Genomic DNA, 14,639 nt, shown 5'->3' on the forward strand with positions numbered 1-14,639 from the left:
GATTATAAAATCAGGGAATAATCATTTTTAATCATTAGAAGAAATTGAGGTGTGGTATGACTGAAGCCCAAAGACATAACGCCATCCTCGAATTGTTGCACCATAAGCGGCATGTGACGGTTGCCAACCTTATTGAAGAGTTTGATATTTCGCCGGCAACTGCACGTCGTGATATCAACAAGCTGAACGATTCTGGGAAATTGCGAAAAGTGCGTAACGGTGCAGAAGCTGTCGCGCAGGAGAGAACCTATTGGTCTCCGTTTAATATTCATCATGCGTCAAACCTTGATGAGAAGGTGAGAATTGCCCAGGCTGCGGCCGCTTTGTGCCAACCCGGTGAAAGTGTGGTCATCAACTGTGGTTCTACGGCTTTTCTGTTGGGGCAGGAGATATGTGGCCAGGATATCCAGGTGATCACCAACTACTTTCCGCTTGCCAATTACCTGATTGAGGAAGAGCACGACGGGGTGGTGATCATTGGTGGTCAGTACAACAAAACCCAGTCAATTACCTTAGCGCCGCAAGATGAAATATCGTCGCTGTATGCCGGTCACTGGATGTTTACCAGCGGCAAGGGGATCACGGCAGACGGCTTGTATAAAATGGATATGCTGACAGCGATGGCAGAGCAGAAAATGCTAGATCATGTCGGTAAACTGGCGGTCCTTGCCGACAGCAGCAAAGTTGGTCAGCGAGCAGGTATGTTGTTCTGTAATGCCGATCGCATTGATGTGTTGGTAACAGGCCAGGATGCCAATCCTGAGGTTGTGGCCAAGTTAAGAGAGAAAGGCATTGAGGTGATCCTCGTATAGCCATTAATGCATGGAGATCTTAATCGATATTATTCAGTGTCGGTTAGATCTCTTGCTTATTGTCTTAAAGTCTTGCCTCGTGTGATATCCAGTCGATAAAAAGCTCAATCTTTTGCGTGTGATTATTTGGAAGCGTGGCGATGTAATATCGCTGGGCACAGGGGATTTCTTTATTGGGGAATGGCGTAATTAATTCTCCGGATTCAATTCTTTTTTTTACCAAACTATGCCTGCCCATGGCAACGCCGGCATTATTAATCGCCGCAACCACAGCAAGATCGGAGCGGTCAAAACCGATACTCGGGATTTGATCTATGGATTCAATATTATACTTCCTTGCCCAAGACTCCCACTCGTCAACATTTGAATCATAGTCCCAGGCTTGATTGTCATGCAATAAAGTACACTGTCGCAGGTTATGTTCTTTTCCAATTAAATCGTGTTGTGTTGCATAATACGGTGTACAGACCGGAACTATGGTTTCTGACATTATTTCCTGATGCCAAAGTTTCTTTGGTGTTTTATCGTCATAATAAATGGCAATATCAATGCCGTAACCATAAAAGTTGATATTTTCATTGCCGGATAAGATTTTTAATTCAATCGCAGGATACAGCTGTTTAAATTTATAGATCCGAGGAACCAGCCAGCACTGGGCAAAAGAGGGGCGGGAATAGATGGTCAGCGTGCCTGACACCTCGCCACTTTGTACTTCAAGTATTTCCTGGTTCAGGGCGTTTAGTGATTGCTTCAGGGTGAGGTAGATCCGCTCTCCTTCGGTGGTTAAGCTGATTTTTCGATGGGATCGCTTAAACAGCTGGATACCAAGCTCTTCTTCGAGTCCGTTAATACGGTGTGATATTGCGCTTGGGGTCATCGAAAGCTCTTGAGCCGCCATGGAAAAGGAGCAGTGCCTGGCTGCGACCTCAAAAGTGTGAAGCTTTGAAAGCTGAAAACTATTGAGTCGTTGGTTGCGTGAGTGAATATGCTCTTTGGTGTACATGCCGGATCCTCAAGCAAGAAAATATACCTGCTAATATTTCTCTCAATTATACCCTCGCTATTTTAATCAGTGTGATGTCAGTTAGGGTAAATATCTGAATATTGAATTTGATCACTGGTTTGTTTCAATCTGGCTCACAAGGGGATGAGGTTTGATCGTTTGTCAGCAATTTTCCCGTTTTGTTTAATAAAACGAGATTAAACAGCAGACACAAGGTCAAATTATGGAATCGCAACTTTGGGTTATAGCGACGCTTATAACCAGTATTGTAATGATCGTTTTTTCGATTGTTAAATTTAAACTCCACCCGTTTTTAGCACTGCTTTTTGCCAGCTTTTATGTTGGTACGTCTATGGGAATGGGGCCGATTGAAATGGTTACCGCCATTGAAAATGGTATTGGCGGAACGCTTGGTTTTCTGGCCACTGTTATTGGTCTTGGTACCATACTGGGAAAAATGATGGAGGTATCGGGAGCGGCTGAGCGAATAGGCTTAACGCTTCAAAAATGCCGCTGGTTATCACCTGAAGTTATTATGGTGCTCATTGGCCTGGTGTGCGGTATTACTCTTTTCGTCGAAGTGGGTGTCGTACTTCTCATTCCTCTGGCTTTTTCTATTGCCAAGAAAACCAATACCTCTTTGCTTAACCTTGCCATACCACTGTGTACGGCATTAATGGCGGTGCATTGTATTGTTCCTCCTCATCCTGCTGCCCTTTATGTCACCAATGAGCTGGGAGCGGATATCGGTTCGGTTATCTTTTATGGTCTATTAATTGGTTTGACGGCATCGCTTGTTGGTGGCCCTTTGTTTTTAAAGCTTATGGGTTCCAACTTACCTTTTAAAAATGTACCAGAAGAATTTACCTCGCTGGAAGTCAGAAATGAAAACGAGCTCCCATCACTCGGCGCTACCTTATTTACCGTGATGCTCCCTATTTTCCTTATGCTGATGAAGACAGCTGCGGAACTGAACATGGAGCACGGCACCACCCTTTACACTACGCTTGAGTTCCTGGGGAACCCGATAACCGCCATGTTTATTGCGGCTTTTGTTGCCTACTACATGCTGGGTATTAGGCAAAACATGGGCATGTCAGTACTGCTGGAAAAAACAGAAGGTGCCTTTTCCTCTATCGCCAATATCTTGTTGATCATTGGTGCTGGTGGTGCATTTAACGGTGTACTGAAAGGGAGCGGGTTGGCGGATGTGCTGGCGCAAATTTTATCAAACCTCGACATGCACCCAATTCTTCTCGCCTGGCTGGTGGCGATCATTCTTCACGCCGCTGTAGGCTCAGCGACGGTTGCAATGATGGGGGCGACAGCCATTGTTGCGCCTATGCTTTCGATGTATCCGGATATTAGCCCAGAGATCATTACCCTGGCCATCGGCTCTGGTGCGATTGGCTGTACTATCGTTACAGATTCATTATTCTGGTTGGTTAAGCAGTACTGCGGGGCATCGATAACAGAAATCTTCAAATACTATACGACGGCGACATTCATAGCTTCTTTTGTCGCGCTGGGTGGCACTTTCCTACTGTCATACATCATTTAATTTAAGGTAGAAAAATGAACGCATTGAATATTGAAAAACTGGTTGGTGAGTTCCCTTTGGTGAAACAGCTGATTGCCCTGGAAGAAGTCTGCTGGTTCAACCCGAATATTACTACCTTGGCAGAAGGGCTACCGCATGTCGGTCTTGATCAAGCCAATATCAAAGATGCCAGTGAGCGTCTGGCAAGGTTTGCCCCGTACCTGATGAAAGCCTTCCCGGAAACGGCACCATCGAAGGGCATTATCGAATCAGAAGTAGTCGCGATCCCGGCGATGAAAAAAGTCCTCGAGCAGCAGTACCACACCGAGGTCGCCGGACAGCTCTTGCTGAAAAAAGATAGCCATCTGCCTATTTCAGGTTCGATTAAAGCGCGTGGCGGGATTTATGAAGTACTAACTCACGCTGAAAAGTTGGCGCTTGCGGCCGGCATGCTGTCTGAGTCGGATGATTACAGCAAGTTGTTCACCGATGAATTCAGAGACTTTTTCAAGCAGTACAGTATTGCCGTCGGCTCTACCGGTAATCTGGGTATGTCTATCGGCATTATGAGTGCAAAATTGGGTTTTTCGGTGTCTGTCCATATGTCAGCAGATGCGCGCGAGTGGAAAAAGAACAAGCTGCGCGCTCATGGCGTGACGGTGGTTGAGTACGAGGAAGATTATGGGGTTGCGGTTGAGCAGGGGCGAAAAGAGGCGGAAAATGACCCGTCTTGCTTCTTTATTGATGATGAAAACTCACAAACCCTGTTCCTGGGTTACTCTGTTGCCGGCGAGCGGGTAAAGAAACAGTTTGATGATATGGGTATCACCGTTGATGAGCAGCACCCGCTGTTTGTCTACCTGCCATGTGGTGTGGGTGGCGGCCCTGGCGGTGTGGCGTTTGGTTTGAAAATGGCCTTTGGTGATAATGTCCACTGTATCTTTGCCGAGCCAACCCATTCCCCTTGCATGTTGCTGGGGGTTCATACTGGCCTTCATGATCAAATCGCGGTGCAGGATATTGGTATCGACAACATTACGGCTGCTGATGGCCTAGCCGTTGGCCGTGCTTCCGGCTTTGTGGGACGGGCGATGGAAAGGCTACTTGATGGCTACTACACCGTTACCGACGAAAGGATGTATCACCACTTGGGAGAGCTAAGCAAGCATGAAGACATTCAGCTTGAGCCTTCAGCATTGGCTGGGTTGCTCGGTCCTGTCTGGGTCTCAGGCAATGAGGAATACCGCGAACGTGTTCAGCTTGATGATCACAAGATGAAAAATGCAACGCATCTGGTCTGGGCGACGGGAGGTGGTATGGTGCCGGAAGAAGAGATGGCATCATATATTGCCAAATCAGGGAGTTAATTCTTTTTTGCTAAGGCATAGTTTCGGCTATGCCTTTTTCTTGTCTGATCTGCCGCGCAGCCAGTAAAAATGGAGTGTGTAGCCTGGTTGGCTTTCTCGAACCGGTGCTTTATTACCGCACTTAATTGTCAAAATTTTGACCTCTGTCACTCTATTTGATCTAAATCTTGATAAAACGCATAGCCCTTAGCTGCCAACGTGCATAATGTCTCGGGTGTCCCGTATTCGTTTAAGTAAAAGGTTACAAATATGTCTGATGTACCAACGTCTGTTACAAAGGTTGCCGAAGTCGTTCAGCCGGTTGCCGAGTCTTCAGGTTCAATTTGGGGGTATGTAGCAGGTGGTGCTGTCTTACTAGTTCTGGCGGGCTTCTTTGGTTACAGAAAGCTAAATACGCCTGCATTCATCATTAAGCAGGTAAGAAAGAGAAACCTGAAAGAGATCCAGAAGCAGGGTATCGAGAGCTCAGAGTTTATTGTTGATTTGGACAAGCTACTTGATTCAGTACTTGAGTACGCTAACGAAAATAACAAGAAAGGCAGCGATGTTGTGAAGATCATTAGCCCGCTTAATGATGCTGATCGTATTAAGACGCCTCGCGACATGTATCAGGCAATGATTTATATCTGTAATTCAATCAATGACTCATCTCTGGCTCGTGAATTGAAGAATAAGTCCAAGCAGGTTAAGGGAAGCTCAGCTCTGATGACCGGCTTGTTGAAGCGCGCGGGAATCTAATACTCCCATTCGTTTCAAAGAAGGCTGCGTTATATGATAACGCAGCTTTTTTTATGCCTATAAATCCTAAACATATTGGCTGCATCAGTTAATGTTCCTGCTTCTTCCCTTGAGAAATCGTGACGGTAGCTGATCCACGGGGATCACCTCGAGAATTTGTTCCGTGCCAGACAGGCTTCCTGTTACCGGTGACCAATATTTTCCCTCGCTAGTTTGTATCGCCTGGTGGATGAACCCATCCCGCTTGGCATTATGCAGGCACATCGAAATTGGCCCGTCTCGTGTCATGGTATTGAATACGCAACAGGCTACTCTTTCCTGATCAAGCTGGCTGGCATCCATAAAGTTATGGACGATAAATGAAAGAGTGGTGGCTTTTCCTCTGCTGGCAATTAAGGCCCTTTTGAGTTGCCATAACCTTCTTGACCCCCACACTGCGAGCCTCAAGGCGATCGATGGGTGTTTTAGCAACCAAAGCCCGAAGCGATAGACTGACTGTACTGGTTGGTTGCGTTGCCAGTTGACCGTTTTGCTGGCCCGAAGCACTTGGCCAAAAAGCCGGTTGTCATCGTAAAAGTTATGGGCTTGATTATTAATGACTAAAGCCAGGGCATAGCGATTGCAGTTGGGGTGACCTGCCTGTACAGCATCAAAGTTAAGAACAGTGCCACTTCCTTGGTTGATGCGCTCTACAGTGTTTTTTAGGGTGATATCAACAGCGCGCGTTGTTAGTGTCCCTCTGCCGGTATCAGCCTGAAGTTGAAAAGAGGCGGTACGCAGCTGTGTGGCATGATCACAGAAGAAGCGAACAAGCTCAGGGAGCTCGTGATAATTGCCTTCGTGCAGCGTGGTATTGAACATCACACTGAGAGGCAGTCCCTTTACTTTTTCCAGATAGGCCCGGCGAATAACATTGAGTTCCAGCTCGGTGCTGTATCCCTGGCGTTGCTGGGTGGTATCGACATGGAAGGCGACATCGGTCAAACCGGCTTGGCATAGCTTTTCAAGCAGCGACCTGCTTGCCCGAATGCCGTTGGTCATCAAGGTCGCACGCATGCCCAGCTTGCGGATTCTGGCAATGATGGCGCATAACTCGTCTGGCTTTCTTAGTGTCGGTTCGCCTCCGGTTACCTGTATATCGGTATTCTTCCCGTAGTAGCGATACACTTGCTCAATTCGCCGCAGGACTTCATCGAGTGGCAGATCATGAATCGATTCTGAGTGCTCCGACAGATAACAGAGGGTGCAATCCAGATTACACCGCTGGGTGATTTCCACTGCCACACAGGCTATCGGCCAGCGGCTTCCCATTTGCTGATTGATATTCCACAGGCCGTATCTTTTCATTGTTTCCCGGGCGGCTTTCAATGGATCAGTCACCCAGTCAACTGGCTCCTGCTGCTTAATCTGATCTTTGCTAAATAAGGGCATTTGGACATCCTAAACCTAACAATAGTAACTTGGTTGTTTTGTTCTCTGCGCTCACTGATAAAGTGGGATAGAGATCAATCTGTAATAAGGACCTTTCCATGTGAGTATTATTTCTCACCACTTTGAGTATTCATTGGTATACGTTGAATGCTGTAATATTGAGCAAAAGCACTAATTTACTTGATCTGGTTATCATATTAAAACGATTTCATTGCATGTTATTTTTTAATGGAATAGTGTTGGCGCATTTGTTTTGGTGATGCTAGGTGTGATTATGAAAAGAAAAATATTAGCTATAACAATTGCTTCTGTACTGGGTCTTGTTGGCTGTGGTGGTGGAAGTGGTGGTGACAAGAAAGTAATCCCGCAACCAACGGGTACCGATTTTTCAGGAACCGTGAACAAAGGTATTATTAGCAACGGCAAGGTTGAAGTCTGCGATACCTTTGATGCCCAAGGCTGTAATGCGAAGGGTAACTATTACTCTGAAACAACCACCAACTCGAGCGGTAAATACAGTATCTCAGGCGCTCCGCTAGACAAACCGTTACTTGTTGCGGTATCGAAAAAAGATACATCAACAACAATGAAATGCGACGTAGCAACTTGTACAGATGCATCAGGTGCTCAAGTCAACTTTGGGCAAACTTTTGTTGTTAAGGATGGATGGCAGCTGAAAACTATTCTTCCTGCGGCAAACTCGACGACTTCTGTTGTTAATGTTACTTCTTTAACGGATATTGCGGCCAAGCAGGCACTCGAAGATGCAGGTTCTTCACCTGTTACGACACAAATTGCAAATCGTGCTAAAGACACTGTTGAAGATATTTTTGGCTTGGAAGGTTCAATTACTGAGCTTGGCTCGGTAGATCTGACAGACCCTGCTCAAACTCAAGGTGCAGCCCCGGAAGATATTAATGCTGCGTTGTATTCTGCTGCAGTAATGAGTAGTGCTATTGATACCGATGCATTGCTTGTCAGTAAAGGGGATGTATATGAAGTTTCTACTACCTTGCTAGATGTAATTGCCGATGCAGAAAAGTTAGTTGACAGTGGTAGTGGTGAGCCATTAATAAAAGTGTCTGAAGTAAGCAAGAAAGAGTTAGCAGATCATAAAGCAGAGCAGACAACAGGCGATAGTGGGTTTAAGGATATTGATGGTGATGGCAAGCTGGATCCTATTGAAGTGACTCCTCAGCCGCCTGCGCAGGGTGTGGTACAGGCAGCCAAGTCATTTATCAATGATGTTCGCACAACGTATTTATCTGTTCAGGATAATGGCGATCTGAAGAAAGGATTGACAGATTTTGGCAACGAGCTGGATGTTATTGCGCCATTGATTGAAGAAAAAGATGTTGAGTTGGCGCTAACAAATGTCCAAACGGCTGTAGAAGCTATTACTGATGCTTATGAAGCACAAAAATCTGCACCTGGAAATACAACTTATAGTTACCGCGGCTTCACAGTTACCGTTGATGGTACGACCTATTCGGCGCAGCGCGATAATACAGGTGCAAATGTCGAGTCAACCAAAGTAGTTGCCGTTATCAGCAAGGTTTCAATTGTGAAGGGAGATTCTACCACAGCTGAAATTGACCTAGGTATTACATCGATCAATTCTTCAGTCGATAATGTTCTGCTTACAGCGGCTGATAGCACAGCAACAGTTGTTGGTTTTTCTGTAGATGATACTAAGTTCCCTAAGGTTGAAGTGAGCGTCTTGAAGGTAGATTCAGTGGCGCTTGACTTACAAAATACGAAGATGACTTTTGTTGATGCTAAAGCAGGGAAATCGGCAAACTTTACCGGTAATATCCACTTTGGTTTAACAGGCCTTGCGGCGGTAGATTTCCAAGACAATTCAGTTAGTAACCAAGTATCCGAAAGTAAATCTGGTACGTTTATGCTGGCAAACATTCGGTTTGGTGGCGATTTGGCGACTGGCGGCGATTCTGTTGGAGTTTATCTAAATCTAGTCGCTGATAACAGCCTAGGATATATCTATGCGGAAGAGTCTAAAATTTTCAATGTTTGTTCTTCAGGTTCAGTTTTAGGCTGGAACTGCAACAATAATGTTGATACAACGAGTATCCCTGAAACTCAAGATAAATTTGTTAAGACTTATTTGACAGCTCAGGTTAGTACTAATGTACAAAATGCACTAAATAATGCCATCGCAGCTTCTGTTAAGTTAGAAGTTAATCGCTCGCAGTATAATGTTGCACAGGCAAAAGCGACCGTTGAATATAATAGTGTTGATACTATCATTGAAGCGCCTGTAGGTTTGTATGATAATTTCGTTAACCCCACAATTATTGTACGTAATACAACAGGTGCGGTAGCAACGGTGAGTGAGTATGAAGAAAACGTTGCCGGTGAAATAAGTATCAATGGTGAGAAGGTTGCGTCAATTGAAGAGATAAAAAATGGCCTAGTGCTGGTTCGTTATCTCGATGGCTCCTTTGAATCGCTGTTTTAATACAGTTGCTCTAATTCTAGGGAGGCATCTAGCCTCCCTTTCTTATTTTTAAAGTTTGATTTGTACATATCATGTTAATGTCTGCGGCGGCTGCGTCACTAAGCCTAATACCATTCTATTCTGCAAGTTCTCAAGGGCTAGATGTCTATACATCGATTAACGCGATAGCCTATGCTGAAAATAACTCTGCTTATCACCTGATTAAAGGAACAGAAACGACCTACAACCGGAGTGAGAGTGCCTTTACCTTTAATGAGTTCGCGATAGGCACAAGATATAAGAGTATCTCTTTCTCGCTGATTTCCCGTTATGAGTGGTTTTTGGGATTCACCAAAGACACGATGGAACTCTATGGCACAACAGTAAATGGCACACTGATCGAGCCCGATAAGAGATACGACTTGGATCTGAAAACCAATCACATCAAAACCGATGGCTTTAGGGTTGCTTATCACTATGATGGCTTTGAAGGTATCAATCTTTATGGCGCTGCATCATATCTAAAAGCCAGGGAGTTAATGGTCGGGGAGACAAGTGGCTGGGCTTCATTGACCGGAGATTGTGGTGATGGATTTGAGTGTTATTCTGGCAATTTAGATCTCTCATACACGTATACAGAAGATAAATTGTTTGATCGGCAAACCAATGCGCCTGAAAGTCTCTATGGTTATAGTTTTGATTTAGGAGTAGATTGGCAACTCACTGACAGTGTGTTTACTTCGCTTTATGTGCAGGATGTTTATAGTGAAGTACTGTGGGATCAATCGCCATTTACTGATGCCCAAGCGACGACGGCAACGAGTGTCATAGAAGATGGGAAGATAAAAATTGAACCTGTGATCACAGGTTATGAGGGTAATAGGGATTTTAAGCAAAGGTTACCTGTGAAATACAATGCCTTGTTGGGCTATAGTCGCCAAGCGCATACCGGCTATATTCAGGGCTTCCAGTCGTACGATACCTTGTTAGTCAACTTGGGGTACCAGTACAGGGCAGGGCAGTCTCAGTATCTATTCAAATACTACCCCTTAGAGCAGGCATTTGGGATTGCATATAAGAGTTCTATTTTTGATCTTGCCCTGACGAGTGATTCGTTCGATTATCAAAAGACATCAATTCTTGAAATCAGGTTGGGTTTCTCTATTCCCTTGTATCGATAATGGTTTGGTAATCTGATTCGGAACATCAATGAGGACACGCTCTTAGAAACTCAGTCTTTGAAATAACAGGAGTAGTGTTCTCATTTTCGACTTGGCGTAGATTTGCGTAATTATCTGGGGTGGCCTAGTTTTGGTTGCATAATACGATAATGTAAGTTGTATCATGTATGTCAATAAAATCAGATGGTTGCTGCTTGTTTTTGCTTTTCTCCTTGGTTATTCGACCTCTGCTTATGCCGTGAACTGGCGCATGACGCTAGGTGGGCGTATTAATACCTACTTTGATATCGATAATGACGAGCTGGATCCTGATCATATTCCTATTTGGTTTCAGTCTGATTTTGTTGCCAGAGAAGTGCTTGCGGACTTAACTGAACAGGTTGCTATCGATTGGTTTGTCGGGCTTGATGACAGGCGAAATACAGTCAGCTCAGTCGAGAAGCAGCAGAATTTCATGCCGGGTATGACTGGCTGGAAAATAAATTTGTCGTGACCTTTGCCTATGATGCTAATCATTGGCAGAAAGGGGGCTGGTTTGAAGGTGGTCAGCTGGTGCTTGATATTGAGCATACTGAATACAACCTGGCCCCCTATGATAACAGGCTGACAGATGACCCTGACTATTTGCCTATTTTACCCTGGAATAACGATACCTTTGTCCGTGTGTACATTGATTTTCCACTGAGCTGGTGAAGGTGTGTTCATTGTTCTGATGCAGAAGCTACACCTTCAAATCTTTCATTAAGCTTTCCAGTACATCGGCCTGTTGGTAGAGGCGGTGTATCTCTTCGGTAGACTGAGTCACCATGTCAGCAACCTGTCGAGATTGCTCCCTAACTTGCTCTACATCCGAGGCAATGTTGTCAGCAACAGCCCCTTGTTCTTCAGCGGCTGCAGCGATTTCTATACTTCGACCAGAAATAGACTGATTTTTGGCTGAGATCTGGTCAATATCCTGATTAACCGAGCTCATCATTTTTTCACTGGATTCAGCATTGCTTACCGTATGCTGCATTACCTTCATCAAACGTTGACTGTTGCTTTGCAGTGCTTCAATCATTTGCTGAATTTCTACCGTAGCATTCTGGGTACGGCTGGCCAGAGTGCGAACTTCATCTGCAACCACGGCAAACCCTCGGCCTTGTTCACCGGCTCGGGCTGCTTCAATGGCGGCGTTAAGAGCCAGTAAGTTAGTTTGTTCTGAGATAGCACTAATGGTGGTCACTACGTCATCGATCTGGGCTGCGTTACTGTCTAACTCCTGAACGGCTTTTGAAGCTGAATTGATCTCGGTGCCGAGCTGATTAATGGCTGAGAGAGTGGTTATGACTTGTGTTTGGCCTTGGGTCGTTAGCTGTGCCGCCTCGCTAGTTTGACTGGATGTGTCATGGGCATGGCTGGCTACTTCACGAACTGAGCTAGCCATTTGTTCTGTGGCGCTGGCCAGAGAATCGATACGCTCTTGCTGCTGTAAGGTTAAGGCCTCGTTGTCATTACTGCGCTGGCGAAGCTCTGAGCTGATTTGTTGGATCAACGCAATGGCTTCCTGAGTCGCAATAACCAGTTTGTGTTCTCGCTCAGACACGCGGTCGACTGTTCTGGCAATAAGGTTAAAGTCATTTCGTGCCGGAGCATGGTTGATTCGGTAAGAAAGATCACCGTCGGCCAGGCGTGTCACCGCATCATAGATATTGTAAAGGGCGCCGCCCATAAAGGTCATGATGTAGTAGAGGCACATAACAATAAAAAGGCATGCAGCAACAATAATTGCTGAGTGGCCAATTGTGAGGGCTGAAAGTAGATTGGGTTGTTCGGTGATCGTTAGCTGATAGCCAGAATTGGCCACTTGAGCGGTATGCTGGCCGCTAGAGCCAACCTGAATGTTGCTGCCTGCCAGGACACGAATTACGTCACTTTGCTCTAAATTGGTCTGAGAGATAAGGGTTGCGACGGTTTTCATTTCTTGTCGTAATATCTGGTTTTGTTGCTTTTCTGCCGCATCAATCAGAGTTATGCTGACAATAATAATAGCAAGGAGCGGGGCAAAAAAGAGGATTAAAAAATTCTCTCTAATTGTCACATTGATTAGGTGTTTGTCTATCCAGCGGAATGCAATTTCTTTCATCATTATGTCCTGGTGGCAGCGAGGAACGCAGCTTGTAAAACTGGTTGTTATTATGAGTGAAACAGAATTCCAATAATGTTGAAGGAGGTGATCTGGGTCACATTGGGGGAGAATGAATGACTGGAACCTTAGTTGCAGAAGATTGTTCTTTTGCTGTAAGTGGTGGTTAGGGTAGGGACTCCATTCAGAAGGCCTAAAGTGCAGATAGGCAATTCACTAGATATGCTGACGAAGCATGCTCAATGGCAATATTGTGATCGCGGTCTATATTCCTTGAAAATATTGTTAGGCTCGTCAATAAATTACCTGTTGTATATCACAACAAATTTCTTCAACTGTTACCATAACGTTTTAGGCTTATTACATGGTATCACGATGAGAGAAGTTGAATTCAGGACCGTTGATCGTCTGTTTATCAAAATGTCTATCAATGACAAATTTTGGGTATTGTTTTTGGCAATAGCCGCAGTTGTTGTTGGTGTATCAGGCAGTCAGTATTATTCTGCATTATCTCGTATCGAAGCGGCCTCTGTTCAGCGCGTTGAGGCGCAGGTCGAAGCGACGGTCAAGACGTTGCAGGTCGCCGGGCTGACTACTTCTGAGCAAGAGCAGGTGCTGGCGAAGCAAAATATCAAGCTAGTTTCTTCTGCCGCTGAATCTAAGCGTGATAACGATGTGATCACTGCGTCGGCATCTGTTGCGGGTGGCGGTTATGCCGTGCTGACCCAGTCCGTCGGAGAGTCTGAGAGCGAGGCCAAAGGCCAGGCATTGTCCCACTTTATCTATTCCCTCTTGACCTTGGCACCAATTGCATTGATTTGTTACTGGCTTGCTACTTTCCTCGGTGGTGCTTTATGGGTTATGCATCAGGCAACACGCCGAATTGCGGAAGGTGATCTCACTTCTCGCCTGGGATTCCATGTAGGTCGTGATGAATTCGGCATCATTGGTTTTGAGCTGGACCGTACGATGGATACTCTGAGTGAACTGGTTGAAACCGTTAAGGGCAGTTCGGCCACTTTGCACAATACGGCCGCGACATTTGGTCAGGAAGCGCAGAACTCTGAGCAACAGATCAACCAGCAGTATGCATCTGTCGATTCAGTCGCAACCGCGATGGAAGAGATGACAGCATCCGCCAAAGATATCGCTAACATCGCCGTGCAAACAACGGATCAATTTGATGCCGATACCGCGAAGCTGCAGCAGAGCAATGAAAAAGTGCAGAATGCTATTGTGGTTGTGACCAAGCTCTCTGAGCAGACCGATGCAGCATCGGCGACTGTTAGTAGCTTGAATGAGAAAGCGACGGAGATCAACGAGGTGATCACGACGATCAATGCTATTTCAGAGCAGACAAACTTGCTGGCACTGAATGCGGCGATTGAAGCGGCAAGGGCCGGTGAGCAAGGTCGTGGATTTGCCGTGGTTGCAGACGAAGTTCGTACTCTGGCTGGGCGTACTCAGCAGGCAACGGTCGAGATCCAGTCGATGATCGACAAGCTTCAGGCTGAAACCAACGGTATTTCGCAAATTACCTCAGAGACTCTGGAGCAAGCCTACCAGAGCCGCGAGATGATCACTGAAATTGGTGCGGATGTGAATTACATTGCCGAGTCATCCAAGACGGTCATGGACATGAGCGCCCAGATTGCAACGGCTGCTGAGCAGCAGACGGCAGTGGCCAATGATATCGCCTCTGAGCTGCATGACATTCGCAATCAATCGAGCGTGATCCGCTCGGCGACTGAACAGTCTGTTGCCAGTGTACAGGAGCTGTCTGATGCGTCTCAGTCGTTGGGCCGAATTCTGGAAAAATACCGCACAGCCAATTAAGCCTACTCTTTTAGTAATTGCATAATAAAAATGCCAGTCGATTCAAATCGGCTGGCATTTTTGTTTGTGTTGATAAATACCCCTAGGATGAATAGCTTTTTCAAATCAGAGATATACCAAATTGTCACATAAATTGTAGGTGAATATG

Annotated in this window: 12 protein-coding genes; 9 read left to right on the plus strand and 3 right to left on the minus strand. The window is 45.6% G+C overall.

Annotation, left to right across the window (positions count from 1 at the left end; all coding sequences use genetic code 11):
* The first annotated feature begins 56 nt into the window (after positions 1–56).
* On the plus strand, positions 57–812 hold the full coding sequence (gene ulaR / locus L4D19_RS08095; RefSeq protein ID WP_428452047.1) for an HTH-type transcriptional regulator UlaR: 756 nt from the start codon (positions 57–59) through the stop codon (positions 810–812).
* A 64-nt stretch (positions 813–876) separates the two neighbouring features.
* Here ulaR and dsdC read toward each other — a convergent pair whose 3' ends face one another.
* Positions 877–1,815, minus strand: coding sequence for a DNA-binding transcriptional regulator DsdC (gene dsdC, locus L4D19_RS08100; protein ID WP_428452048.1), 939 nt, complete (start codon positions 1,813–1,815; stop codon positions 877–879).
* A gap of 223 nt (positions 1,816–2,038) precedes the next feature.
* Here dsdC and dsdX point away from each other — a divergent pair, with 223 nt between their 5' ends.
* The 3 genes from dsdX to L4D19_RS08115 all read left to right on the plus strand — a co-directional run bounded on the left by dsdX (position 2,039) and on the right by L4D19_RS08115 (position 5,460).
* A complete protein-coding gene (gene dsdX, locus L4D19_RS08105; RefSeq protein ID WP_428452049.1) occupies positions 2,039–3,376 on the plus strand; it encodes a D-serine transporter DsdX in 1,338 nt (445 codons plus the stop codon).
* 14 nt (positions 3,377–3,390) lie between these two features.
* The gene (gene dsdA / locus L4D19_RS08110) at positions 3,391–4,722 is read left to right on the plus strand and encodes a D-serine ammonia-lyase (RefSeq protein ID WP_428452050.1); all 1,332 of its coding nucleotides are present in this window, start codon (positions 3,391–3,393) and stop codon (positions 4,720–4,722) included.
* A 249-nt stretch (positions 4,723–4,971) separates the two neighbouring features.
* Positions 4,972–5,460 (plus strand): hypothetical protein, encoded by a 489-nt coding sequence (locus L4D19_RS08115; protein WP_428452051.1) that lies wholly within the window; start codon positions 4,972–4,974, stop codon positions 5,458–5,460.
* A gap of 84 nt (positions 5,461–5,544) precedes the next feature.
* Here the strand turns inward: L4D19_RS08115 and L4D19_RS08120 are convergent, their stop codons facing one another.
* Complete coding sequence (locus L4D19_RS08120; protein WP_428452052.1) at positions 5,545–6,891, minus strand: radical SAM protein; 1,347 nt, start codon at positions 6,889–6,891, stop codon at positions 5,545–5,547.
* Between the two features lie 274 nt (positions 6,892–7,165).
* On the opposite strand from L4D19_RS08120, the gene L4D19_RS08125 reads away from it, so the two are divergent.
* From L4D19_RS08125 to L4D19_RS08140, 4 genes are all read left to right on the plus strand, one after another.
* The gene (locus L4D19_RS08125) at positions 7,166–9,370 is read left to right on the plus strand and encodes a hypothetical protein (protein WP_428452053.1); all 2,205 of its coding nucleotides are present in this window, start codon (positions 7,166–7,168) and stop codon (positions 9,368–9,370) included.
* A gap of 71 nt (positions 9,371–9,441) precedes the next feature.
* Positions 9,442–10,530 (plus strand): hypothetical protein, encoded by a 1,089-nt coding sequence (locus L4D19_RS08130; RefSeq protein WP_428452054.1) that lies wholly within the window; start codon positions 9,442–9,444, stop codon positions 10,528–10,530.
* Between the two features lie 163 nt (positions 10,531–10,693).
* Positions 10,694–11,023: a hypothetical protein gene (locus tag L4D19_RS08135; protein WP_428452055.1), complete on the plus strand. Its 330-nt coding sequence runs from the start codon at positions 10,694–10,696 to the stop codon at positions 11,021–11,023.
* Positions 11,020–11,223: a hypothetical protein gene (locus L4D19_RS08140; protein ID WP_428452056.1), complete on the plus strand. Its 204-nt coding sequence runs from the start codon at positions 11,020–11,022 to the stop codon at positions 11,221–11,223. The genes L4D19_RS08135 and L4D19_RS08140 overlap by 4 nt, the downstream gene beginning before the upstream one ends.
* A gap of 28 nt (positions 11,224–11,251) precedes the next feature.
* Here L4D19_RS08140 and L4D19_RS08145 read toward each other — a convergent pair whose 3' ends face one another.
* The gene (locus L4D19_RS08145) at positions 11,252–12,655 is read right to left on the minus strand and encodes a methyl-accepting chemotaxis protein (protein ID WP_428452057.1); all 1,404 of its coding nucleotides are present in this window, start codon (positions 12,653–12,655) and stop codon (positions 11,252–11,254) included.
* A 375-nt stretch (positions 12,656–13,030) separates the two neighbouring features.
* On the opposite strand from L4D19_RS08145, the gene L4D19_RS08150 reads away from it, so the two are divergent.
* A complete protein-coding gene (locus tag L4D19_RS08150; RefSeq protein ID WP_428452058.1) occupies positions 13,031–14,491 on the plus strand; it encodes a methyl-accepting chemotaxis protein in 1,461 nt (486 codons plus the stop codon).
* Positions 14,492–14,639: the final 148 nt, after the last annotated feature.

The sequence above is a fragment of the Photobacterium kasasachensis genome (genome assembly GCF_050336885.1).
Taxonomy (GTDB): domain Bacteria; phylum Pseudomonadota; class Gammaproteobacteria; order Enterobacterales; family Vibrionaceae; genus Photobacterium; species Photobacterium kasasachensis.